This is a genomic window from Ruegeria sp. CDSB136 (assembly GCF_059610965.1).
Genome location: NZ_JBXWOP010000020.1, coordinates 81,458 through 104,502, shown reverse-complemented (window position 1 = coordinate 104,502; position 23,045 = coordinate 81,458). Strand labels below are relative to the sequence as shown.

The window sequence follows — 23,045 nt, the reverse complement described above, 5'->3', positions numbered from 1 at the left end:
AGGAAACGCATGCTCAGACAATTCATCAAAACCGCTGCGGTGGCCACATCGCTTGTGGCCGCGTCCGCCATGGCCGCTGTGGCCGCAGACTATACACTGCGGGCAACTGCGAACTCGAATGAAAACGACGAAGACTATGACGGCCTGATCGTTTTCAAGAACTATGTCGAGGCGGCTTCGAACGGCGCTATCGAGGTCGAGTTGTTCATCGGCACGCAGCTGTGTTCGAACGGCGCGGAATGCCTGCAGGGCGTGGCTGACGGCACTATCGACATCTACATTTCCACTTCCGGCGGGGCCTCGGGCATCTTCCCATATGTGCAGGTTCTGGACCTGCCCTACCTGATGGCCGATGACCGGATTGCCGAGCATGTGCTCTCCGGTGACTTCACCCGCACCATGCGCAACATGGCGCTGGAAGACTCGGGCGGCGCGATCCGCCTTATGACCATCGGCAACACCGGTGGCTGGCGCAACTTCGCCAACACACAGCGCCGCATCGCCGAGCCTGCCGATATGGAAGGTCTGAAAATCCGTACCGTGGTAGCAGACCTGCCGCAGGAACTGGTGAAAGCACTGGGTGCATCCCCTACGCCGATCCCGTGGCCTGAGCTGTTTACCAGCTTCCAGACCGGCGTTGTTGAGGGCTCGAAGAATGGCATCACGGACATCATGGGCATGAAATTCCCTGATGCGGGTCTGCAATTCGTCACGCTGGATGGCCACGCCTACATGGGCGCGCTGTGGTGGATGAACAACGCCAAGTTCCAGGAAATGCCCGAGGACCTGCGCCGCGTGGTTGTCGACGGCTTCTATGCGCTGCAGCAGGCCACCTTTGCCTCGCCCAAGCGCAAGTCGATTCAGGCTTATGAGGATTTCGTCGCCGGTGGCGGTGATCTCTATGTCCTGACGCCGGACCAAAAGGCTGCGTTCAAGGAAGCCGCAACTCCGGTCTATGAGTGGTTCCAGTCCAACGTGGCCCGTGGTGACGAGATCTTTGGTGCGCTGACCGACGCGGTTGCCGCGGCTGAGGCCGACGTGAACGCGTCACGTGACGCGGATCTGAACTAATCTGGCGGGTCGGGCCTGTGGCCCGGCCCTCACCGAAACGGGTACATCCACCCTTTGTAATCGTTCACCAGAACATGCGCCCTTTCGATCTGCTCCGGCGACATTTTCTTGACCACTTCCTCAAGGCTGATCGCCGCGTCGGGATCACCGCCAATGGCGCTGAGCGTGTACCACATGTAGGCCCGCACCAGATCGGGCGCGGGCATGCCAAGACCCAGCTCATAGTACCAGCCCACACCAGACTGCGCCCCGGGATGCCCTTTCATCGAGGCGCGCAGGTACCATTCGAACGCCCGTTCGTAATCCTGCGCGACTCCAAGACCCAACCCGTACATCACACCGATCAACTCTTCGGCTTCGGCATTGCCCGATCGGGCGGCCGGCAACAATTCCTCGCGCGCAGCTTCGAACTCTCCCGCCTCCATCATGTCGCGGGCCTGTTCCAACTCGGCCAGCGCAGGCGTCGCAAGACAGAAAAGGGCAAATACAAACTGGCGCATGGGGTGGCTGCTCTCCTTTGGGGCGGGATGGCGGCAGCGCAGGACTTGCCGCGCCCTTTGACCGACGATGACTTCATTTCTTTTGATATGAAACAGGCCGCCATTGGTCATCAACTGTTTTACGATCCAATCCTGTCAGGCAACCGGAACATCGCCTGCGCCCATTGCCACCATCCGGATTTCGGCACGTCTGACGGGTTATCGTTGGGTATTGGTGAGGGCGGACAAGGGCTGGGACCGAAGCGTACCCCCGGAACCGGAGCCGACAGAATCCGCAAACGTATCCCGCGCAATTCTCCGGGCCTGTGGAACCTTGGCGCGAAAGACATTCACACGGTTTTTCACGATGGACGGCTCAGTGTTTCCGAAATCTACGGCAACGGCTTCAACTCCCCTGCGCAGGAATGGCTGCCGGAGGGGTTGAACTCCCTTCTGGCCGCGCAGGCGCTTTTTCCGCTGACATCACAATTCGAAATGGCCGGGAACGTAGCTGAAAATCAGGTCACCGGAGCGGTACATGACCGGATCGACAAAGGCTGGCCGATCCTAGCCAAGCGTGTTCGTACCGAGCCTCGGTATGGCCCTGCCATGGTCGCGGCCTTCGATGAAATCGAAACCACCGAAGAAATCACGATCATCCACATCGCCAATGCGCTGGCGGCTTTCATGGCCATCGAATGGCGCAGCACGGACAGCCCGTTCGACCAATTTCTGGCGGGCGATGCCGATGCCCTTTCACTTAAGCAGAAAAACGGCATGAGCCTGTTTTATGGAAAGGCAAAATGCGCCACCTGCCATTCCGGGCCTTTAATGTCAGATCAGAAGTTTCACGCGTTGGGCCTGCCACCCTTCGGACCCGGCCGCACCCGACAGTGGGATCCTTTTGTGCGCGACGTCGGCCGAATGGGAGAAAGTGACCGGCTGGAGGACGCCTACCGTTTCCGCACCCCGATGCTGCGCAACGTTGCCCTGACCGCACCCTACGGCCATAACGGCGCATTCCCGGACGTTGAAAGCATGATCCGCCATCATCTGGACCCACAAACCAGTCTGGCGAACTGGACACGCGACATGGCGGCCCTGCCCCCGGTTCCCTGGCTTCAGGATGCGGACTTTGTCGTTTGGGACGACCGGTTTGAAATGGAACGTCAGCGCAAAAAGATCGACATTGCCCAAGTCACATTGACCGACGCGGAAATCGACAACTTAGTGGCCTTTCTACATTCCTTGACAGGTGCCGGCGTAGACACGCCGCCCTTTGGCGTACCAGCAGGGTTCGTTCCCTAGTTGATCTAACTCAAGGCATATAAGGGGTTCTCAGGGTCTAGACGCGGCGGCTCCCGGACCATAGCGGCACAGCATCATATCGACGCTGCTTTCGATGGTTTCGGTCATTTCCGCGTGGCTGAGCACGCCGCCACTGAACATCATGGGCCAGAACGCCTTTGCCTTGATCAGTCCGATAAATTCTTTACCTGCCTGATCAGCGTCTTCGATCTGCAACTGACCGTCCTCGGCGGCGTCTTTCAGCATGGCGATGAATGTCGAGGTCTTGTCCAGCTTGCCCTGTGCCGCCGCCGCCAGATCCGGGTTGCGCAAAGTTTCGCTGATAATCATCCGCGACATCGCGATCACGTCCGGGCGCATCAGAATACGGCCCTCAGCCCAGGCCAGATCCGTCAACTGCTCGCGAATATCGCGCCCCGGCTGATACCGGATCTCCAGAACCTCGGCAAAACGGCCGGACAGTTCGGCTACAATTGAACGAAAGAGATTTTCCTTACTTTCAAAGTACTTGTAAAGCGTGCGCTTTGACACTTCGGCCCGCGCCGAAATGCGATCCATACTGGCAGAAGCAAAGCCCTTATCTTGAAACTCGGCCACGGCGGCCTCAATGATCTGGGCGTATTTGGACTCATTCGGTGAATTGCATTCGTTCATGTTCCACCTATAGACCCATCACGTCCGGCCGGTCAAACAACAGTGTAAACTTGAGAGTTTACACAAGCTGATTTGACACTTAAGGTAAACGCGCCAGTTTACCGATTCAGGTATCCAGCCCAACAGGAGAACCCCTCATGGCTCTGACATTGAAGTTAAACGGTGAAACCCACACGGTCGACGCCGAACCCGGCACGCCTCTGCTCTGGGTGATCCGGGACGAACTCAAGCTGACCGGCACCAAGTTCGGGTGCGGTGTCGCATCGTGCGGTGCCTGCACCGTACACGTGAACGGCGAACCAGTTCGTTCGTGCCAGACCTTTGTAGAAGACATTGAAGACGCAGAAATCACCACAATTGAAGCCGTTGGCGACGGAAAGATCGGCGCAGCAGTGCAACAAGCCTGGGTCGAACTGGACGTGGTCCAGTGCGGTTATTGCCAGTCCGGTCAGGTGATGTCGGCGGTCGGACTTCTGTCAGAAAACCCAAAGCCCAGTGTCGAAGAGATTGATGACTACATGTCCGGCAACGCCTGCCGTTGCGCCACTTACCAACGCATCCGCGCCGGTATTCAGCGCGCTTCTGAAATTCTGGAGGCCTGATCCATGACCATCAACACTTCTCGCCGTGGATTTCTGAAAGGCGCTGCTGCCGCTGGTGCCGTCCTGCTGGTTGGCGCCCGCCCCGATGGCGTTCTGGCTGCGGCCTCATCCGAGACTGCGCAGTTCAACCCGTTCGTGAAAATTGACGCCGATGGCACCGTGACCGCCATCGTCAAGCACTTTGAAAAGGGTCAGGGCCCTGCAACCGGTCTGCCAACGCTGATCGCCGAGGAAATCGGCCTGACCATGGATCAGATCGAATACGAGTTCGCGCCCTCTGATCCGAACGTCTACAACAACCTGCTGTTTGGCCCCTTCCAGGGCACGGGCGGGTCGACCGCGATGGCAAACTCATGGCTGCAATACCGGCAGGCTGGGGCTGCTGCGCGTGAAATGCTGATCACTGCGGCTGCCCAAAGCTGGGGCCTGGATGCGTCAGGCATCACTATCGAGGAAGGCATCGTCAAGGCGGGCGACAAATCCGCACCGATTGCGGAGTTCGTCGCGGCGGCCTCACAATTAGAGGCTCCGGCCGAGCCGCGCCTGAAAGACCCGTCAGAGTTCCGTCTGATCGGCAACGAAGCGGTGCGCCGCAAGGACTCGGCCATCAAGGGCAATGGTCAGGCTATGTATGCCATGGACGTTCACCTGCCCAACCAGATGGTTGCCATGATCAAGCGCCCGGAGTCGAAGGGCGGCGTCGCGCTTGGTTTTGACGACAGCGCGTCGAAAGAGGTTAAGGGCTACATCAACGCCGCCGTCCTGCCCAACCAGGCGGGCGTCGCGGTTTATGCCGAAAACACCTGGGCCGCGATTCAGGCACGTGACGCGCTTGAGGTCGAATGGGACATGTCGGGTGCCGAAACCCGCGACTCGGATCAGATCAGGACCGAGATCATGGCCGCCCTGGACGCTGAACCCACGTACAACGTGAACAAGGCAGACGTTGCGGCTGTGGCGGCGGCCATCGAAGGCGCGGAAAAGGTAGTCGAAAAGACCTTCTACTTCCCGCTGCTGGCGCATGCGCCGATGGAGCCGCTGAACTGCACCATCGAACAGACGGCCGAAGGCGACATCGTCCTGCATGACGGGGCGCAGATGCCAACCGGCCCGCATATGGCCTATCAGCAGATCTTCCAACTGCCGCCTGAGAAGATCCACATCAAGACGATGCTGGCCGGTGGCTCGTTCGGTCGTCGCGCAACGCCGGATGCGGATTATCAGGTCGAGGCCGCGCTGGCTTTTGTGATGACCGACCGCTCACGCCCTGTGAAACTGGTCTGGACACGAGAGGATGACATTCGCAGCGGTTATTACCGCCCTGCATTTGGCCACAAGGTGCGTGTGGGTCTGGATGGAGAAGGCAACATCGTTGGCTGGCAGCATCAGGTGGCCGGACAATCGGTGATCAAAGGCACGCCGTTCGAAGCCGTTCTGGTAAAAGACGGGATCGACCACAGTTCGATCGAGGGGATTGCTGACAGCCCGTACACAATCCCCGGCATGGCTCTGGGTCTGACCGACACGCCCAAAGCTACAACCGTTCTGTGGTGGCGCTCGGTCGGTCACACCCACACCGGCTACGTGATGGAGGCCATGATGGACCTTGTCGCCGAAACAGCGGGCCGTGATCCGGTGGAGTTCCGTCTGGCACATCTGGCGGATACCAGCGACGCCGATCAGCAGCGCAAAGCAGGCGTCCTGAAACTTGCCGTTGAAAAAGCTGGCTGGGGCAACGCACCGGCAGGTCGCGCGCAAGGGATTGCCGTGCACAAATCCTTCGGATCCTACGCGGCTCAGGTCGTCGAGGTTTCGGGCGATCCAGAGAACGGCATCAAGATCGAAAAGGTCACTTGCGCCGTGGATTGCGGGATTGCGGTGAACCCCGATGTGGTGCGCGCGCAGATGGAGGGAGGTATCGGCTACGGTATCGGTCATGTCATGCGGGATCAGATCACGCTGACCGGAGGTGTCGTGGACCAGTACAACTTCCCGGACTACGAGCCTTTGCGCATCGGCGACATCGCGGAGATCGAAGTTCATATCGTACCTTCCGCCGAGGCCCCGACCGGTGTCGGTGAGCCGGGCACCCCCCCCTCGGCCCCGGCCCTTGCCAACGCGATCCGCGCGCTTTCGGGCATCAAGGTGACCTCGTTGCCGATGGCGGAAAACGGCGTCAACTTCGTCTGACGTCCTGTGGTCCCGCGCCAGTGTTGGTTGGCGCGGGACTCAAAGCCCTACCTGCCTGCAGGAAAAATTTGATCAAATTCCGTGACAAGACGCGCGGTCTCGACTACATCTCGGGAAACGAGAGTATTGGAGACCAAAATGGACCTGAGCGCCCTGCCCGGTTTTCGTGTTGCTGCCTGTGACCTTAACGGTCAGATGCGCGGCAAGCGCGTGCCGTCCTCTTACGCAGAAAAGCTGAACAAAGGCGCGGTCCGCATGCCGTTTTCGGCGCTGAATGTCGATCTTTGGGGCGCGGATATTGAAGGCAGTCCGCTGGTATTTGAATCCGGCGATGCCGATGGGATGCTTCTGCCGACCGATCGCGGACCGATTCCCATGCCCTGGCTTGATGCCGAAACCGCGCTGGTCCCGATGTCATTATATAATGACAAGTCCGAACCATACGCAGGGGATCCCAGACATGCGCTTGCCGCAGTTCTGGCCGACTATGCAAAGCGCGGCTGGTCCGTGATCGCGGCAACTGAACTGGAGTTCACGCTGCTTGATGCATCGGGATCACAACCCGGAGCGCCTGCCAATCCGGTCACAGGGCGCCGATTGTGCGACGAGGCTGTCCTGTCCCTTGCGGAGCTGGACGCCTTTGATGCGTTCTTTACCGAGCTCTATGACGGTTGCGTGGCCATGGACATCCCCGCCCAAACCGCCATTTCCGAAAGCGGAATCGGCCAGTTCGAGATCAACCTGAACCATCAGGAGGCCATGCGCTGCGCCGATGACACGTGGCTGTTCAAGGCCTTGACCCGTGGACTGGCCCGCAAACACGGCTTTACGGCGACCTTCATGGCCAAACTTTATCCGCAAGACGCAGGCAACGGGATGCACGTCCATTTTTCCGTGGTCGATTCATCGGGCCGCAATGTGTTTGACAATGGTGGCCCCGATGGCAGCCATGAGTTGCACGCGGCTGTTGCAGGCTGTCTTGCCGCGATGCCGGGCAGTACGCTGGTTTTTGCCCCTCACGGAAACTCTTACACGCGCCTCGTGCCCGGGGCGCACGCTCCAACCGGGGCAAGCTGGGCTTATGAGAACCGAACCGCTGCCATCCGAATTCCCGGCGGCGCGCCGGTGGCACGTCGAATTGAACATCGCGTGGCTGGTGGCGACATCAACCCCTACCTGATGCTGACAGCTGTGTTGGGGGCAGCATTGGCCGGTATCGATGACGGGTTGCAGCCGCCCCCGCCGATTACCGGAAATGCCTATGAAATTGCCGGGCTACCGCAATTGGCAGGCGACTGGTCCTCGGCCATATCCGCGTTCGAGGCCGACCCGATGATCCGGCGGATCTTTCCCACTGAACTGATCCGTAATCTTGTCATGACAAAACGGCAGGAGATCGCACGTTTTTCCGAGCGAGCGCCAGAGACACACTGGCTCAGTTACCTCGAGGCCGTATGACCCCCTTGCCCGCGATCAAGGACTCGCGTAGAATAAAATTTGATCAAATTTGGTGAATCATGAAAATCGGAATCCTAGTTACCGGCCACGCACCTGAACAGCTGGCTGACGACTTCGGCGAATATGATGCGATGTTTCGCGCCCTGCTGGATGGTCATGACTTCGAATTCGTGACCTTCCAGGTGGTCGACAATCAGTTCCCGAAGGACGTCTCTCAGGCTGACGGTTGGATCATCACGGGATCGCGTCACGGCGCTTACGAAGATCATCCGTGGATACCCCCGCTTGAGGACCTGATCAGGGAAATCCAGAATTCTGGAAAGCCGCTGATCGGCGTGTGCTTTGGCCACCAGATCATCGCCCAGGCGCTGGGTGGAACGGTAGAAAAGTTCCAGGGCGGCTGGGCTGTCGGACGCACGGATTATGAACTGGACGGCCAGACGGTTTCTCTGAACGCCTGGCATCAGGATCAGGTAACCCGGTTGCCCGAAGGCGCACGCGTGGTTGGTCAGAACGGGTTCTGCCGCAACGCAATGATCGCTTACGGAGACACGATCTGGACGGTGCAGGCGCATCCCGAATACTCCGATGACTTTATCGAGGGCCTGATGAGGACGCGCGGAAAAGGCGTGGTCCCGGACCCCATTTTGCTGGATGCGGCCAACCGCACGCGCGGGCCGATCGATAATCCCGCAATTGGCCGTAAGATGGCAGAATTCCTGAAGAAAGAGAGGGCCTAATGGCCGACTGGAAAAAACAGCTGCCAGAGGCAGCGCGCGAGTATATTGAAGGCCAACGTCTGGATGAGGTCGAGTGCATTATCTCGGATCTGCCGGGGATTGCCCGCGGCAAGGCCGTGCCTGCATCAAAATTTGCCAAGCAATCCTATTTTCATCTGCCCGACAGTATCTTCTATCAGACGATCACGGGTGACTGGGGCGAGGCAGCGGGCGAAGATGGCTTCATCGAACGCGACATGATCCTTAAACCGGATTTCTCGACCGCCTCGGCGGCACCCTGGACGGGTGACTGGACGCTGCAGGTTATCCATGACGCCTATGACCGGGACGACAATCCGATCCCGTACAGCCCGCGCAATGTACTGAAACGCGTCGTGCAGCTTTATCATGACCGGGGCTGGAAGCCGGTCGTCGCACCCGAGATGGAGTTCTTTCTGGTTGCCCCCAACGTCGACCCGGCGCAGGAAATCAAGCCGATGATGGGCCGTTCGGGTCGTCCGGCCGCAGCGCGGCAGGCATATTCGATGACTGCGGTGGACGAGTTCGGCCCCGTGATCGACGACATCTATGACTTTGCCGAACATCAGGGATTCGAAATCGACGGCATCACGCAAGAAGGCGGCGCGGGCCAGTTAGAGATCAACCTGCGCCACGGCAGCCCGGTGAAACTGGCCGATGAGGTCTTCTACTTCAAACGCCTGATCCGCGAAGCTGCACTGCGTCACAACTGCTTTGCGACCTTCATGGCCAAACCCATCGAGGACGAACCGGGCTCGGCGATGCATATCCACCACTCGATCATTGATATCGAAACCGGTCAGAACATCTTTTCCGGGCCGCAGGGGGGCGAGACGGACGCGTTCTATCATTACATCGCCGGATTGCAGAACCACCTGCCCGCCGGTCTGGCCGTCATGGCGCCCTACGTGAATTCCTATCGCCGTTATGTGAAGGACCACGCCGCCCCGATCAATCTGGAATGGGCGCGTGACAATCGGACGACGGGCATCCGTGTTCCGCTGTCCAGCCCCGAAGCGCGTCGCGTTGAGAACCGCATCGCAGGTATGGATTGCAACCCCTACCTGGGCATTGCCCTGTCTTTGGCCTGTGGGTATCTGGGACTGACACAGCAGGAACGGCCCCGGCGCCAGTTCTACGGCGACGCCTATGAAGGCGACGGTGACATCCCGCAGGTCATGGGCAGCGCGCTGGATCTGTTTGATGAGGCCACAGCCCTGCACGAGGTTCTGGGACCGGAATTCGCCCGCGTCTACAGCATCGTCAAACGGGCAGAATACGAAGAATTTCTGCAGGTGATTTCCCCGTGGGAGCGCGAGCATCTTCTGCTGAACGTCTAAGGTACTTGCGCGATGAACCTGCTCTATTCCAATGACCGCAAGGCGGAATACCCGCCTAGCTGGTATGCCGCGACCGTACATGCGGCTGATCCTAGCCCTGCCCTGACCGGCGATTGCACCGCGGATGTCTGTGTTGTCGGCGGCGGATACACCGGCCTGTCCGCAGCGCTGCATCTGGCTGAAGCCGGATTTGACGTCGTTCTGCTGGAAGCGCATCGCGTTGGCTTCGGTGCCTCGGGGCGCAACGGCGGCCAGTTGGGCAGCGCGCAGCGAATGGATCAGGAAGATCTGGAGCGCTTGGTTGGCGATGATGACGCCGCCAAGCTTTGGGATCTTGCCGAAGACGCCAAGGATCTGGTCAAGTCCCTGATCTCCAAACACCGGATTCAATGCGACCTGAAGCCCGGCATCGCCAATCTGGGGCTAAGCAAATCAGATCGGGTCGGACTGCACTCTCATGCGGAACACCTGTCCAAGCGGTATGGATATGACGAGATACAGTTGCTGGACCGCGAGGCGGGCCATGCGCTCTGCCCTTCTCCGACTTATCAGGGCGGGTATCTGGATATGGGGGCAGCGCATCTGCACCCCCTAAACTACGCTTTGGGACTTGCGCAGGCGGCCCGAAAGGCTGGTGTTCGTATCCACGAGGGGACCGAAGTCCTTAATATCTCGGATGGTAATGGCGTAAGTCTTCGGACGGCACAGGGAACAGTCAAGGCTGACCACGTCATACTGGCCTGTAATGGCTATCTCGGTGATCTGAATCGCAAGGTTGCCGAACGTGTCATGCCCATCAACAATTTCATAGCGGCCACCGAACCGCTGGGAGACGACGCCGCGCGCGTCCTGACGCGGGATGTGGCCGTTGCCGACACAAAATTCGTTGTGAACTATTTCCGGCTCAGCGCGGATGGCCGCCTTTTGTTTGGCGGCGGCGAAAGCTATGGCTATCGCTTTCCCACTGATATTGCAGCAAAAGTCCGCAAACCGATGGTCGAGATTTTCCCGCATCTGAAAGATGTCAGGATCGATTACGCCTGGGGTGGAACTCTGGCCATAACGATGCGTCGAATGCCTTATCTGGCGCGCCTTGCCCCGAATATCCTGTCTGCCTCAGGCTACTCAGGTCACGGGGTCGGCACGGCCACCCATGCTGGTCAGCTGATGGCTCTGGCCATTCAGGGACAGGCCGTAGGATTCGATACGATGGCGCGCGTTCCCGCCCAACCGTTTCCCGGCGGCCCTGCCCTGCGCAGCCCACTGCTGGTTCTTGCCATGACGTGGTTCGCCTTGCGCGACCGTCTGGGCCTTTAGTCTGATCTGGGGATCAGGACCGACTAAACTTGCGACAATTTGGTGAAATTTCGCCGACGGGCGATTACGCTCTTGGCTTGCCGGCGTTGTGAATTTATATTTACAAAAGTTAGAATTCAGGAAAACCAAATATGTCGCTGCCACCCAATGTTCACGAAGCCGAACCCATCCCCGCAGCCGCGCGCGAAGCGATTGATGCGCTGATGCAATCCGGTGACCTGTTTCGCTACACAGCACCCCAGGATTCACCCGTCGCACTGCTAGAGGCGGAATTTGCCGCGCTTTTGGGATCCAAATACGCTTTGGCGGTTTCATCCTGCTCAGCTGCACTGTTCCTGTCCCTGAAGGCGCTGGGTTTGCCACGGGACGCGCGGGTGCTGATACCCGGCTTCACCTTTGCCGCAGTGCCATCTTCCATCGTTCATGCCGACTGCGTCCCTGTCCTGTGCGAGGTTGGAGAAAACTACCGCATAGACCTAAAGGATTTTGAGGCCAAGCTGGACGGAGTTCAGGCAGTCATCATCAGCCACATGCGCGGCCATACCTCGGATATGGATGCCATTATGGAGCTGTGCAATGCCCGCGACATCCCTGTAATCGAGGATGCGGCCCACTCGCTTGGCACCACCTGGCACGACCGCAACATCGGAACGATCGGCAAAATGGGCTGTTTCTCGTTCCAGTCCTACAAAATGATCAACGCGGGCGAAGGCGGTATTCTGATCACCGATGATGCCGATCTGGTGGCGCAGGCCGTTATCATGTCGGGTGCCTATGAGCATAACTGGAAAAAGCATAAAACCCCGCATGGCGATAACTCGCCCGAGTTGGATCTGGCCTTTGCGCGCTGGCAGAACCGGTTGCCGCTATACAACCTGCGCATGAGCAACCTCAGCGCCGCCGTTATCCGCCCGCAAATTCCGGAACTGGCCCGTCGTGTCCGGGACGGCCTGGCAAATCACGACTACGTGGCGGATCGTCTGAACGCGTCACCCAACATTTCCGTGCCCGCCCCGCTTGATCCTGAAAAGCGCGCACCGGATTCAATTCAGTTCAACCTTGTCGGCATGAACGAGGACGAGATCCGCGCCTTTGCAACCGCAGCAGAGTCTCGCGGTGTGAAAGTGCAGGTTTTTGGCCTGAGCGAGGACAACGCGCGCGCGTTCTGGAACTGGCAGTTCTTGCCGGAAACGTTCGACCTGCCGGAAACCCGGGCAATGCTGATGAAAGCTTGCGATGTTCGACTGCCCGTGCGCCTGACCCGTGAAGAACTGGATGTGATCGCGGATATCCTGCTGGCTTCGGTCGGTGACGTGACAGCGCCGGCGATGGCCTTTGGAACCTGAAAAACCAAAAGGCCCGCCTCTGGCGGGCCTTGTTAGCTTCGGGTCTTCACCCTCAGTTCAGTTTGGATAGTTTTTTCTGCAGCTCAGCCAGCTGCTTTTTGATCTCATCCAGGTCTTCTTTAGGCTCTTCCTTCGCCTCGTCGTCCTGGGTCGGCGCCGACCACCCGCCCGACAATCCGCTGGTCATCGCCTTCAGGAAAGCCTGCTGCTGCGCCTGCATCGCCTCAAACCCGGGCATGTTGCTCATGGGGTTCATGGCGTTCATGTTTTCCATCATCTTGCTTTGGCTTTCGCGCAGCATTTCGAACGAGCTTTGCAGAAATTGCGGCATCATGCCCCCACCGGGCACCATGTAGCTGCGCACAAGATCGTTCAGCACGTTTACCGGCAGAACGTTTTCACCCCGGCTTTCATGTTCAGCGATGATTTGCAGCAGGTATTGCCGCGTCAGGTCGTCCCCGGATTTCAGGTCGATTATCTGAACTTCGCGGCCATCCCGGATAAATCCGGCGATATCTTCAAGTGTTACGTAGTCGCTGGTCTCGGTGTTATACAGCCGGCGACTGGCATAGCGCTTGATCAATAACGGTTTTTCTTGGTCCGACACCCTTTACCCTCCCCAAGGATGATGCGTTGCAGCACAGGTTATGCGAGTGCAGCACAAAAAGAAAGGGCAGGTCAATCGACCTGCCCAGCGCGATGGCACCAAATGGGAGGAGAGGGTGCGCCTCGCGGACGTTCTTACTTGGCAGCGGTTGCCTTTTTGGCGGCAGCAGTCACGTCGTTGGTGGCTTTCTTGACAGCCGAGCTTGCTTCTTCAGCAGCTTCTTTGCCGGCAGCCATCAGCAGTTCGACGGTTTCGCTCTGCAGTTTCTTGGCGATTTCAGCGAAAGCAGCCATGTTTTCAGCAGCAACTTCAGCCGAAGCGCTAGCGAAATCGGTTGCGGCTTTTGCGTAGTCGGCAGGCTCTGCCTTTGCTTTCGACATTTCGGTCAGTTTGGCCAGAGTGTCTTTGGTCCATTTGCTGGAGATTTCTGCCGATTTTTCAGCAGCTTCCAGAGCAACGCCCGACAGCTTTTCGTTCAGCGAAGCGGTCGATTTGAACGCGTCTTCCAGTGCGGTTGTGTCAACCGGGAATGCACCCATCATGTCTTTCATGACGGCGGTAAAATCCTGAGTCTTTGCCATTGTCTTAATCCTCTTTGCTGGACCGGGCCCACCCCGGCGTTCGTCAGCTTGAGGACAATATGCTTTCTGCATCGCAGCATTTCAAGTTCTTTTTGCTGCGATGCAGAAAAAATTTAGTTTCAGAATGAAATCAGCGATTTGCCTTGACCAGAACATAGGTCCCTGGGGCCGGACACAGGCTCGGATGTTTCGAATCGCCCGTTTCGCGGGCCGGTATCTGTTTGCCAGACCGCTTTTTTAGCCAGGCTTCCCACATCGGCCACCAGGATCCTTCGTGAAAATCCGCTTCTTTCAACCAGGTGTCCGCGTCCGTCTTCAGGTCCGGGTTCGTATAGTGCCCGTATTTCTTCTTGCTGGGCGGGTTCACAATTCCGGCAATATGACCGGATTCCGAAACAACAAAGGCTTTCGAGCGCGATCCCATCTGCTGAACACCGCGATAACAATCCTTCCAGGCTGCTATGTGGTCCGTCTCGCACGTGATGGCCATCAACGGGACATCTACGTCGCTGATATGCAGATTTTCGCCCAGCAGTTTGAACCCATCAGTAACAAATTCATTGTTCTGACAAAGCCCGCGCAGGTATTGGATTGCCATTCGGCCCGGCAGGTTTGCGCCGTCTCCGTTCCAATACAGCAAATCGAATGCCGGCGGTGTTTCACCCATCATGTAGCTGCGGATTGCAGGTGTGTAGATCAGATCCCGCGACCGCAGGAAGGACATTGTGCGTCCGATAATCCAGGCCTTTAGGATGCCATCCTTTGACACCTGATCCTCGATCCCGTCCACAAAATCGTTCTGCAGGAAAGGCGTGAACTCGCCCTGCTCTCCGAAATCGGTCAGCGTTGTAAAGAACGTGGCCGATTTGACCGATTTATCACCACGTTTCTTCAACAGCGAAAGCGTCAGGCTAAGCGTAGTGCCGGCAATGCAATAGCCCACGGCGTTGACCTGTTTGACCTTGCAGATATTCTTGGCCTCTTCGATGACGGCCAGAAACCCTTCTTCGATATAGTCCTCAAGTCCGATATCGGCATGTGAACTGTCTGCGTTGACCCAACTGACGACAAACAGGGTATAGCCCTGCTCTGTCACCCACTTGATCAGGCTGTTCTGCGCTTTCAGGTCAAGGATGTAAAACTTGTTGATCCAGGGCGGGAACAGGACAATGGGCGTTTCATGGACTGTTTCGGTCGATGGCTTGTACTGGATAAGCTCCATCATGCGGTTGCGAAACACCACATCGCCGGGCGTGGTGGCGATGTTTCCACCGATCTCAAACGCGCTCTCGTCCGCCAGCCGAACCACAAGTTCGCCGTCGTTGGCCTCAAGATCCGCAACCAGGTTCTCCAACCCCTGGATCAGCGACTGTCCGTCGGTTTCGATGGCTTTCTCGAGTGCGTCCGGGTTGGTTGCCAGAAAGTTGGTCGGAGCCATCATGTCGATGATCTGACGAGAGAAGTAGGCCAGTCTGCGCTTGTCCTTGTCTTCAAGGTCTTCAACCGAGGCTACGGCTTGCGAGATCGCTTCGGCATTGGTCTGATACTGTTGACGGATAAAGCGGAAATAGGGGTTGTTCTCCCACATCGGGTTAGAAAACCGCCGGTCTTCGGGCAGTTTGTCTTCGGTATCAGGCTCACCTTTAGACAATACCTGCTGTGCTTCGGCAAAGTTCAGAACCGACTTGCCCCAGAACTCGATCTGATGCTCAAGCAGCTTGGCCGGATTTTGCATCGCTTCGGCCCAATAGGCCGTTGCTGCTTTTGCAAAAAGCTCTTGATTCGGACCATCCAGGGCGGGTGTGTGCGACTTTTTTCCAGCCATCACTTCGACAAGCCGTTTCGAGAGGTCTTCGACTTTGGCCAAATTTTCCTTAAGACGTTCAATATGTTCGTCCGACAGGTCCGGCGTATTGTCTTCGGTAGTTGTCATTATAAGGATTCCCCCCTAACGTCGCTGCTATGCAGAATAACGTCGTGAACGCGTAGCGCAAAGCGGCGAATGGTCCGAAATCTCAGGATAATACTCAGGAGGCCCGAATACATGCGCTATATGATGACGTATGACCTGATGGAAACCATGCGCAATACCAACCAATGGTTGGGTGCAACCGCCAGCGCCATGGCCTCTTATCCGCTTTTTGCAATGGCCCCGAGCCCTGCGTTCAGCATGATGGCAGCCTGGGGAGAGGTTACCGAACGGACGTTTCAGCGCATGGTCGTCAAGCCGGACTGGGGTATTCGGACCTTCACCTGCGAAGATGGCAAGGATCACCTTGTCGACATCACAACCGTCGTCGAACGCCCTTTTGGCGATCTGATCCATTTTCGGGTCAACGGTCGCGAAGAACAGCCGCGCAAGGTTTTGCTGGTGGCACCGATGTCCGGGCACTACGCCACTCTGTTGCGCTCGACCGTCAAGAGCCTGCTTGTAAATTGCGAAGTCTACATAACCGATTGGCATAACGCGCGTGATATCCCGGTGTCCGAAGGCAAATTCGATGTCGAGGATTACACGCTTTACCTTGTCGATTTCATGAAGGAACTGGGTCCGGACACACATGTTGTTGCCGTGTGTCAGCCCGCGCCGCTGACACTGGCCGCAACAGCCTATCTGGCGGAACATGATCCGAAGGCGCAGCCCAGCACACTGACGCTGATCGGCGGCCCGGTCGATCCGGATGCCACCCCGACCGAAGTTACCGATTTCGGGCGCAGGGTGACAATGGGCCAGCTGGAAGAGACAATGATCCAGCGCGTCGGTTTCAAATACAAGGGCGTCGGCCGTATGGTCTATCCCGGCCTGTTGCAACTTGCGTCATTCATGTCAATGAACGCGGATCGCCACTCCAAGGCGTTTTCGGATCAGATTCAGCGCGTTATGCGCAACGAAGCCTCAGACCACGACGCCCATAACCGGTTCTATGATGAATACCTCGCAGTCATGGACATGACGGCCGAATTCTACCTGTCCACTGTGGAACGTGTTTTCAAAAACCGCGAAATTGCCCGAAATGAGTTCATTGTGGCCGGCCACAAGGTGGATATCGGGAAAATCACCGATGTCGCGGTCAAATCCGTTGAAGGGGCCAATGACGACATCTCGGCCCCCGGCCAGTGCATTGCGGCACTGGACCTGTGCACCGGTTTGCCGGACGGCAAGAAGGCCAGCCATGTCGAACCCGGGGCCGGTCACTACGGCATCTTTGCCGGGCGCAGCTGGCGCGACAATATCCGGCCCCTGGTGATCGACTTCATGAACGCCAACAGCCGCAAACCGCAACGCACGGCCGCAAACAAGAACAAAGTGGCCTGATCCTTAATTTCAGGCGGGCCGCCTTTTTCCAAACAGCGTTATACGTGACTGAGCCGCGCCGGACGGGAAAGCCAGCGCTTCAGTGCATCCGTCACGGCTTGTGGCGATTCCAGCATTGGTACATGCCCGGCGTCGTCAATCACCTGCAACTCGGCATTCGGAATGAGCTCGGTCATAAAGGCATGTTTTCGCACCGGTGTCAGCGTATCATGCACCCCACACAGGATCAGCGTCGGGACATTGATCCGCCGCAATGCACCCTGCTGATCCGGGCGGCGCTGAAGGGCGCGCAACTGGCGCACGAACAGGTCAGGACCCAATTCTACCGCCATCGTCAGAAGTTCATTCAGAATCGGGATGCGGTCGGGTCTCGGGGCCAGCGCATCCGAACCGATAACATCGCGCATGATGTCTTCAAGTCGCCCGGCCTGCGCACCCACTATCAGATCCTCGCGCGCTGCGGCCAATTGCGGGGTGTCTGCCTGCGCATCGGTCGACATCAAACACAGGCGCGAGACTCGCTCGGGCGCGCGGCGTATAACCTCAAGCGCAACGACGCCGCCCATGCTGAACCCGGCCAGCGCAAAACACCGAGGCAACACATCCAGAAGCGAAGAGGCTATCTCCTCAATCCGCTCACCGGTCGAGACCGGGGCCACGGTCACTGCACGCTCATGCGACAGGACAGTCATTTGCGACTGAAACAGCCGAGCGTCGCACATCAATCCAGGCAAGAATACCAGCGGCTCGATCACGCGGGGCCTCCATCCTTCCGCCAATCCCGGCGTCCCCGTTTCTTTCAGGATGGAAGTTTTGCAAGTGGCAGACAAGCCGTTTTTCAGGGGTATCGGATGGCCCGGAACCCGGGGAAATCACTGTAACGCCCGCGTCGTGTTTCGGCATCTTCTTCTGGCTCTGCACCGGGCCGCAACAGACATCCGCGTGGCGCGATGTAACTGTCGATCCGCCTTTGCGGCTTTGGTCGCCAAACCAGGTTAAAGGCGCACAGTTTCGGAAAAAACCAGATCTCCGAATAGTCCAGATGATCATGTATCCACCAGGCCAGATCGCGCCAGTCCCGCCCTGCGTCATATTGATCCGCAAACCATGGAATGACGATGGACGCCCCGGCTATTCTTGCATCCCCGGTTCCACGATCCCAGATGTGGCACTCCAACGGATGATCGTTCCGCGCGCAATTCAGCCGGTTTTCGTTCCCGAATCTGTTCAGAGACGGCGACCGGTATCCCGACCGAACGGCCACCCGGCCAAATGTTTCTTCCAGCGGGTCCAACAGGGACTGGCAAAACGCCCGGCCAGTCTCGATGGCCAGGTCCGGGTTGTCCGGCAGGTTCTGTTTTTCGTGGAAATTACTGATTTCGGAATACAGAAAATCACGCATGAAAAAATGCCGGGACAGGCGCACTCGGCCCAAGGTCTCAAGGCTCCACATGCTGCCCGGCTTGCGCATTCTCAACCTCCGCCCAAGGCATCGCGCCTGTGCCGACTTGGTGCTTCTCCCGGCATCATTCCACACCCAGCTCCTTTAGCCAGCCCAGTATGCCTGCGACGGTTACATCGGTCTGGCCGGGTGACATCAGACGTCCGGCAATCACGTGCGAAGACGGATCGTCCCCCGGCCCCGTCGTCACAAGATGTACTGTCGCGGGCGCGCCCCAGGCTTCTGCAACCCTATGTGTTCGGTCAGGCCGCACAACCTTTTCGTCATCTGAAAACCAAAACAGAGCAGGAGTTTTTGCTTCTGCGAAGTCCAATTCATTAACAGCCTCGACCAGCACGGTCAGCGGCACCACCGCCTCCCACGGGTAGACTGTCGACCAGTATTTGTTCTTTTCCGGGTTCGGCCCTGACACATCCCTGTCCTGCCCCATGATCAGCGGCAACCAATGCCGGGCCCAAGGGAGGCCGGGAAGCCAAGCCGCCGTCGTGTTCACACCGAAATTAGGTGAGACAAAGACCAGACCCGCTACATCGCGGCTCAGATCCTCATCCAATGCGGCCGCCGCGGCCAAGGTGCCACCGGTCGAGATCGAGATCACCACCACCCGGTCGCCCACCGCCCGCGCCGCCGCCAAACCTTCGGCGTAGTCCTGCATCCATCCCGAAGCCGTACCTTCGGCCATGGCGTCGCCGCTCCGCCCGTGACCTTGCAGACGCGTGTAGACCAGATTGGCCCCCAGCGCATCGGCCACCATATCCGGCACCGGGCGAATTTCTTCGGACGATGCCGAAAACCCGTGAACGTAAAGCACGGAAACAGGCGTTCGCTGCTCCTTATATCCGTCCTGCCAGATCACCCTCTTTTCAACACCCGGCACGATGTCGTCAAACGCAGACTCAGTGCTTTCGAAATAGACCTGCACGCCTTCGCCGAATTTCCTCGCATCAAAGTCTGGGTGCAGATTGACCTCTTCGCGGGGACCGAACCAATAGATCAGCCCGCCGACCAAAAGCACCACAATCAGAAAACGTCCCAGAAACCAGCCAAATCGCCGCATCAGCGATCCCCCATCACATCCAGCACGGCGTCTTCAATCAACCCCAGACAACGATCATCCGAGAACCTGTGATCGGCGTCCTTGACCAGCAACAGACGCATGTCTGGCCCTTCAGCACGCTCCAGCAAACGCACGGCGGTTTCGGTCGATACGGCAGTGTCTGCCGTTCCCTGCAAAAAACGGACCGGAAAAGGCAAACGCAACGGATCGCGCAAAACCAGATGTTCCCTTCCATCCACGATCATCCGCTTGGTGATGACATATGGCTCCATGTAGTCCGACGGCAGTTCCACGTGCCCAACCGTCTCGAGCGCCGCTTTCTGTTCGGCAGAGAATGAGGCCCAGTACCCGTCCTCGGTGAAATCCGGCGCGGCTGCGATCGTGACCATCCCGGCGATCCGGTCAGGCAAAATGCGCGCCAACAGCAACGCCTGCCACCCGCCCATGGACGATCCAACAACAATCAATGGTCCATCGGTCAATGCGGAAACCGCGGCCACGGTATCCTGATGCCAGTCGCCAATGCATCCCTCCTCGAACGAGCCGGAGCTTTCCCCATGCCCGGAATAGTCGAACCGCAGAAAGGACCACCCCCCCGCACGCGCCCATGCCTCCAGATGAACGGCCTTGGTGCCCTCCATATCCGACTTGAGCCCGCCCAGAAAAACTATGGTCGGCCCCGCGCCCTCGCTCTTGTGATAGGCCAGTCGGCGACCTTGCGCCGTTTCAAGAAATTCCGTCGCTGCCATGAAATCCTCGCTTCCTTGTCAGCATCATGCACGCCGCTCGCCCAAGCGCAATTCCCTGACCATTTCATCTTTTTGAAAATACTCCGGGGAGCGCGAGGGGCTGGCCCCTCGCCTGCGCGGTGCTTGACACTCTGCCTTGCACCTGCCAAAGCAACCGCACACGCATAACCCGCAACCGGGCGTTCAGTGGGCGCCAAACCGACGAGGAGAGCCAGATCATGGCCCTGGATTCCCAATCCGTCTCACTCACCTTCCCCGATGGCAATGCACGTTCTTATGACGCAGGCGTAACGCCCGCGCAGGTGGCTGCCGATATCTCAACCTCACTGGCAAAAAAGGCCATCTCGGCCACTGTGAACGGCCAGCACTGGGACCTGCAATGGCCCATCGAAGCGGATGCCGACATCGCCATCCACACCATGAAGGACGAGATTCAGGCCAATGAACTGATCCGTCACGATCTGGCGCATATCATGGCCCGCGCCGTGCAGGAAATCTGGCCCGACACCAAAGTCACCATCGGCCCTGTCATTGAAAATGGCTGGTACTACGACTTTGACCGGGCGGAACCTTTCACGCCCGAAGACCTTGGCCTGATCGAGAAAAAGATGAAGGAAATCATCAACAAGCGCGACCCTGTGACCACCGAGGTCTGGGATCGTCAGCGTGCGATCGATTTCTACACCGCCAATGACGAGCCCTATAAGGTCGAACTGATCGACGCCATTCCGGGCGACGAACCGCTGCGCATGTACTGGCACGGCGACTGGCAGGACCTGTGCCGTGGCCCGCATCTGCAGCACACCGGACAGGTTCCGGGCGACGCGTTCAAGCTGATGTCCATCGCGGGCGCCTATTGGCGGGGCGACAGCAGCCGCGCGATGTTGCAGCGCATTTATGGCGTGGCCTTCACCGGCAAGGAAAAGCTCAAGGCCCACCTGCATATGCTGGAAGAAGCCGCCAAGCGGGACCACCGCAAGCTGGGCAAGGAGATGGACCTTTTCCATCTGCAACCCGAAGCACCGGGCCAGATCTTCTGGCACCCGAATGGCTGGACCATCTATACCCAGTTGCAGGACTACATGCGCCGTCAGCAGAAACGCGGCGGCTATGTCGAGGTGAACACGCCGCAGGTTGTGGACCGCAAGCTTTGGGAAGCCTCCGGCCACTGGGACAAATATCAGGAAAACATGTTCATCGTCGAAGTGGACGAGGAGCACGCGCGCGACAAGGCGATCAACGCGCTCAAGCCGATGAACTGCCCCTGCCACGTGGAGATCTTCAAACAGGGACTGAAATCCTATCGCGACCTGCCGCTGCGCATGGCCGAATTCGGATCGTGCAACCGGTACGAACCGTCGGGCGCGCTGCATGGCATCATGCGGGTACGCGGCTTCACCCAGGATGACGCGCATATCTTCTGCACCGAAGAGATGATCGCGGACGAGACCAAGCGGTTCCTCGACTTCCTGTCGAATGTCTACAGGGATCTCGGGTTCGAGAATTTAAAGGTCAAGTTCTCGGATCGCCCCGAGGTGCGTGCGGGCACGGATGAACAATGGGACAAGGCCGACGAGTTGCTGAAAGCCGCCTGCGATGCCGCAGGTTGTGCCTATGACCTGAACCCGGGCGAAGGCGCGTTCTATGGACCGAAGCTGGAGTTCGTTCTGACGGACGCCATCGGGCGCGACTGGCAGTGCGGCACCCTGCAGGTGGACTTCATCATCCCGGAACGTCTGGGCGCGACCTATATTGCGGCGGACGGGGAACGGCACACGCCGGTCATGCTGCACCGTGCCTGCCTCGGATCGTTCGAACGTTTCATCGGCATCCTGATTGAGGAACATGCGGGCAAGCTGCCGTTCTGGCTGGCACCACGTCAGGTCGTCGTGGCCTCGATCACTTCCGATGCGGACGATTATGTCCTGGAAGTTGTCGAAACGCTGAAAGCCGCCGGTGTCCGCGCCGAAGCCGACATCCGCAATGAAAAGATCAACTACAAGGTCCGCGAGCATTCGGTCGGCAAGGTGCCGGTCATTTTGGCCGTCGGACACCGGGAAGTTGATGAGCGTACTGTCAGCGTCCGGCGCCTGGGTGAAAAACAAACGCAGGTACAGTCACTTGATGCTGTAACAAAAGAGCTGGCGCAGGCCGCAACCGCGCCCGACCTGCTGTAACATTCGGCGGCAATTCGCTCTGAATCCGGCCCCACATCCGGGGCCGGATTGAAACAAAATCTAATTTTCATTTCAAAAACAATTTGTTAACCTGCAAGGGGGCATGACGCTCTTTGACGGGGTTGTGAGACACGGGCTCGTGAATTCAACTATGAGCTTCAAGCCACTACCTTTGTCATTGTCGAACACAGACATACGCAGTCACTAAAAGGATTAACGAGATGTCGAACACCGCAAAAACCCTTGTCATCGCAAGCGCAGTCGCAGCCGCTGTTTCTGGTGCCGCAACCACCGCAACAGCGCAAGCGAAAGAGAAATGCTATGGCGTTTCGCTGGCCGGTCAGAATGACTGCGCCGCAGGACCCGGCACCACCTGCGCGGGCACTTCTACCGTAGATTATCAGGGTAACGCATGGACCTTGGTTGACGCAGGCACCTGCGCCGATATTGAGCTGCCCAAAGCCGCTGATGGCGCGGCCCGCAAAGGTTCGCTGGAACCGCTCGAGCGTGATCTGCCGGCATAAGGCCAGCCACACGAGATTACCGGGGCGGGCAATGTCGCCCGCCCTTTTC

21 protein-coding genes are annotated in these 23,045 nt (G+C 58.2%); 12 read left to right on the top strand and 9 right to left on the bottom strand.

Translation table 11 applies throughout. The features are described 5' to 3' along the window. Positions 1 to 9 precede the first annotated feature (9 nt). A complete protein-coding gene (locus AC2FIR_RS19765; RefSeq protein WP_480904865.1) occupies positions 10 to 1,071 on the top strand; it encodes a TRAP transporter substrate-binding protein in 1,062 nt (353 codons plus the stop codon). 29 nt (positions 1,072 to 1,100) lie between these two features. On the opposite strand, the gene AC2FIR_RS19760 is transcribed toward AC2FIR_RS19765, so the two are convergent. Continuing rightward, positions 1,101 to 1,571: a tetratricopeptide repeat protein gene (locus AC2FIR_RS19760; protein WP_170680337.1), complete on the bottom strand. Its 471-nt coding sequence runs from the start codon at positions 1,569 to 1,571 to the stop codon at positions 1,101 to 1,103. A 27-nt stretch (positions 1,572 to 1,598) separates the two neighbouring features. On the opposite strand from AC2FIR_RS19760, the gene AC2FIR_RS19755 reads away from it, so the two are divergent. Further along, the gene (locus AC2FIR_RS19755; RefSeq protein ID WP_496744719.1) at positions 1,599 to 2,858 is read left to right on the top strand and encodes a cytochrome-c peroxidase; all 1,260 of its coding nucleotides are present in this window, start codon (positions 1,599 to 1,601) and stop codon (positions 2,856 to 2,858) included. A gap of 30 nt (positions 2,859 to 2,888) precedes the next feature. Here AC2FIR_RS19755 and AC2FIR_RS19750 read toward each other — a convergent pair whose 3' ends face one another. Continuing rightward, positions 2,889 to 3,512 (bottom strand): TetR/AcrR family transcriptional regulator, encoded by a 624-nt coding sequence (locus AC2FIR_RS19750; protein WP_170614651.1) that lies wholly within the window; start codon positions 3,510 to 3,512, stop codon positions 2,889 to 2,891. A 137-nt stretch (positions 3,513 to 3,649) separates the two neighbouring features. Between AC2FIR_RS19750 and AC2FIR_RS19745 the strand changes: the two genes are divergently transcribed. From AC2FIR_RS19745 to AC2FIR_RS19715, 7 genes are all read left to right on the top strand, one after another. Beyond that, positions 3,650 to 4,114 (top strand): (2Fe-2S)-binding protein, encoded by a 465-nt coding sequence (locus AC2FIR_RS19745; protein WP_170680341.1) that lies wholly within the window; start codon positions 3,650 to 3,652, stop codon positions 4,112 to 4,114. A 3-nt stretch (positions 4,115 to 4,117) separates the two neighbouring features. Then, complete coding sequence (locus tag AC2FIR_RS19740; protein WP_496744444.1) at positions 4,118 to 6,304, top strand: xanthine dehydrogenase family protein molybdopterin-binding subunit; 2,187 nt, start codon at positions 4,118 to 4,120, stop codon at positions 6,302 to 6,304. Between the two features lie 138 nt (positions 6,305 to 6,442). After that, a complete protein-coding gene (locus AC2FIR_RS19735) occupies positions 6,443 to 7,762 on the top strand; it encodes a glutamine synthetase family protein (RefSeq protein WP_496744442.1) in 1,320 nt (439 codons plus the stop codon). 59 nt (positions 7,763 to 7,821) lie between these two features. Beyond that, positions 7,822 to 8,502 (top strand): type 1 glutamine amidotransferase, encoded by a 681-nt coding sequence (locus AC2FIR_RS19730; RefSeq protein WP_496744440.1) that lies wholly within the window; start codon positions 7,822 to 7,824, stop codon positions 8,500 to 8,502. Continuing rightward, a complete protein-coding gene (locus AC2FIR_RS19725; RefSeq protein ID WP_321253799.1) occupies positions 8,502 to 9,860 on the top strand; it encodes a glutamine synthetase family protein in 1,359 nt (452 codons plus the stop codon). The genes AC2FIR_RS19730 and AC2FIR_RS19725 overlap by 1 nt, the downstream gene beginning before the upstream one ends. A gap of 12 nt (positions 9,861 to 9,872) precedes the next feature. Further along, a complete protein-coding gene (locus AC2FIR_RS19720) occupies positions 9,873 to 11,177 on the top strand; it encodes an NAD(P)/FAD-dependent oxidoreductase (protein WP_496744437.1) in 1,305 nt (434 codons plus the stop codon). Between the two features lie 131 nt (positions 11,178 to 11,308). Continuing rightward, a complete protein-coding gene (locus tag AC2FIR_RS19715; RefSeq protein ID WP_480812048.1) occupies positions 11,309 to 12,523 on the top strand; it encodes a DegT/DnrJ/EryC1/StrS family aminotransferase in 1,215 nt (404 codons plus the stop codon). 52 nt (positions 12,524 to 12,575) lie between these two features. On the opposite strand, the gene phaR is transcribed toward AC2FIR_RS19715, so the two are convergent. The 3 genes from phaR to AC2FIR_RS19700 all read right to left on the bottom strand — a co-directional run bounded on the left by phaR (position 12,576) and on the right by AC2FIR_RS19700 (position 15,644). Continuing rightward, positions 12,576 to 13,130: a polyhydroxyalkanoate synthesis repressor PhaR gene (gene phaR, locus AC2FIR_RS19710; protein WP_170614643.1), complete on the bottom strand. Its 555-nt coding sequence runs from the start codon at positions 13,128 to 13,130 to the stop codon at positions 12,576 to 12,578. 134 nt (positions 13,131 to 13,264) lie between these two features. After that, positions 13,265 to 13,711 (bottom strand): phasin family protein, encoded by a 447-nt coding sequence (locus tag AC2FIR_RS19705; RefSeq protein WP_170614642.1) that lies wholly within the window; start codon positions 13,709 to 13,711, stop codon positions 13,265 to 13,267. Between the two features lie 130 nt (positions 13,712 to 13,841). After that, positions 13,842 to 15,644: a PHA/PHB synthase family protein gene (locus AC2FIR_RS19700; protein WP_496744435.1), complete on the bottom strand. Its 1,803-nt coding sequence runs from the start codon at positions 15,642 to 15,644 to the stop codon at positions 13,842 to 13,844. A 111-nt stretch (positions 15,645 to 15,755) separates the two neighbouring features. Between AC2FIR_RS19700 and phaZ the strand changes: the two genes are divergently transcribed. After that, positions 15,756 to 17,027, top strand: a complete 1,272-nt coding sequence (gene phaZ, locus AC2FIR_RS19695) for a polyhydroxyalkanoate depolymerase (protein ID WP_170680357.1) — start codon at positions 15,756 to 15,758, stop codon at positions 17,025 to 17,027. 38 nt (positions 17,028 to 17,065) lie between these two features. Here the strand turns inward: phaZ and AC2FIR_RS19690 are convergent, their stop codons facing one another. The 4 genes from AC2FIR_RS19690 to AC2FIR_RS19675 form a co-directional block, all read right to left on the bottom strand. Then, positions 17,066 to 17,782 carry an alpha/beta fold hydrolase gene (locus AC2FIR_RS19690; RefSeq protein ID WP_496744432.1) on the bottom strand — a complete coding sequence of 239 codons (717 nt, stop codon included), beginning with the start codon at positions 17,780 to 17,782 and terminating at the stop codon, positions 17,066 to 17,068. An 83-nt stretch (positions 17,783 to 17,865) separates the two neighbouring features. After that, entirely contained in the window at positions 17,866 to 18,480 is a 615-nt protein-coding gene (locus AC2FIR_RS19685; protein WP_496744718.1) for a hypothetical protein, read from the bottom strand. 73 nt (positions 18,481 to 18,553) lie between these two features. Continuing rightward, positions 18,554 to 19,546 (bottom strand): alpha/beta hydrolase, encoded by a 993-nt coding sequence (locus tag AC2FIR_RS19680; protein ID WP_496762924.1) that lies wholly within the window; start codon positions 19,544 to 19,546, stop codon positions 18,554 to 18,556. Beyond that, entirely contained in the window at positions 19,546 to 20,295 is a 750-nt protein-coding gene (locus AC2FIR_RS19675; protein WP_496744428.1) for an alpha/beta fold hydrolase, read from the bottom strand. Before AC2FIR_RS19675 ends, AC2FIR_RS19680 begins: the two co-directional genes overlap by 1 nt. A 218-nt stretch (positions 20,296 to 20,513) precedes the next feature. On the opposite strand from AC2FIR_RS19675, the gene thrS reads away from it, so the two are divergent. Continuing rightward, positions 20,514 to 22,472: a threonine--tRNA ligase gene (gene thrS, locus AC2FIR_RS19670; RefSeq protein ID WP_496744426.1), complete on the top strand. Its 1,959-nt coding sequence runs from the start codon at positions 20,514 to 20,516 to the stop codon at positions 22,470 to 22,472. 221 nt (positions 22,473 to 22,693) lie between these two features. Continuing rightward, entirely contained in the window at positions 22,694 to 22,996 is a 303-nt protein-coding gene (locus AC2FIR_RS19665) for a BufA1 family periplasmic bufferin-type metallophore (RefSeq protein ID WP_170614635.1), read from the top strand. Positions 22,997 to 23,045: the final 49 nt, after the last annotated feature.

Bases quoted from the DNA above. Each gene is read 5' to 3' on its own strand.
- AC2FIR_RS19765 (WP_480904865.1), top strand. From the start codon at position 10: ATGCTCAGACAATTCATCAAAACCGCTGCGGTGGCCACATCGCTTGTG.
- AC2FIR_RS19760 (WP_170680337.1), bottom strand. From the start codon at position 1,571: ATGCGCCAGTTTGTATTTGCCCTTTTCTGTCTTGCGACGCCTGCGCTG.
- AC2FIR_RS19755 (WP_496744719.1), top strand. From the start codon at position 1,599: ATGGCGGCAGCGCAGGACTTGCCGCGCCCTTTGACCGACGATGACTTC.
- AC2FIR_RS19750 (WP_170614651.1), bottom strand. From the start codon at position 3,512: ATGAACGAATGCAATTCACCGAATGAGTCCAAATACGCCCAGATCATT.
- AC2FIR_RS19745 (WP_170680341.1), top strand. From the start codon at position 3,650: ATGGCTCTGACATTGAAGTTAAACGGTGAAACCCACACGGTCGACGCC.
- AC2FIR_RS19740 (WP_496744444.1), top strand. From the start codon at position 4,118: ATGACCATCAACACTTCTCGCCGTGGATTTCTGAAAGGCGCTGCTGCC.
- AC2FIR_RS19735 (WP_496744442.1), top strand. From the start codon at position 6,443: ATGGACCTGAGCGCCCTGCCCGGTTTTCGTGTTGCTGCCTGTGACCTT.
- AC2FIR_RS19730 (WP_496744440.1), top strand. From the start codon at position 7,822: ATGAAAATCGGAATCCTAGTTACCGGCCACGCACCTGAACAGCTGGCT.
- AC2FIR_RS19725 (WP_321253799.1), top strand. From the start codon at position 8,502: ATGGCCGACTGGAAAAAACAGCTGCCAGAGGCAGCGCGCGAGTATATT.
- AC2FIR_RS19720 (WP_496744437.1), top strand. From the start codon at position 9,873: ATGAACCTGCTCTATTCCAATGACCGCAAGGCGGAATACCCGCCTAGC.
- AC2FIR_RS19715 (WP_480812048.1), top strand. From the start codon at position 11,309: ATGTCGCTGCCACCCAATGTTCACGAAGCCGAACCCATCCCCGCAGCC.
- AC2FIR_RS19705 (WP_170614642.1), bottom strand. From the start codon at position 13,711: ATGGCAAAGACTCAGGATTTTACCGCCGTCATGAAAGACATGATGGGT.
- AC2FIR_RS19700 (WP_496744435.1), bottom strand. From the start codon at position 15,644: ATGACAACTACCGAAGACAATACGCCGGACCTGTCGGACGAACATATT.
- phaZ (WP_170680357.1), top strand. From the start codon at position 15,756: ATGCGCTATATGATGACGTATGACCTGATGGAAACCATGCGCAATACC.
- AC2FIR_RS19685 (WP_496744718.1), bottom strand. From the start codon at position 18,480: ATGTGGAGCCTTGAGACCTTGGGCCGAGTGCGCCTGTCCCGGCATTTT.
- AC2FIR_RS19680 (WP_496762924.1), bottom strand. From the start codon at position 19,546: ATGCGGCGATTTGGCTGGTTTCTGGGACGTTTTCTGATTGTGGTGCTT.
- AC2FIR_RS19675 (WP_496744428.1), bottom strand. From the start codon at position 20,295: ATGGCAGCGACGGAATTTCTTGAAACGGCGCAAGGTCGCCGACTGGCC.
- thrS (WP_496744426.1), top strand. From the start codon at position 20,514: ATGGCCCTGGATTCCCAATCCGTCTCACTCACCTTCCCCGATGGCAAT.
- AC2FIR_RS19665 (WP_170614635.1), top strand. From the start codon at position 22,694: ATGTCGAACACCGCAAAAACCCTTGTCATCGCAAGCGCAGTCGCAGCC.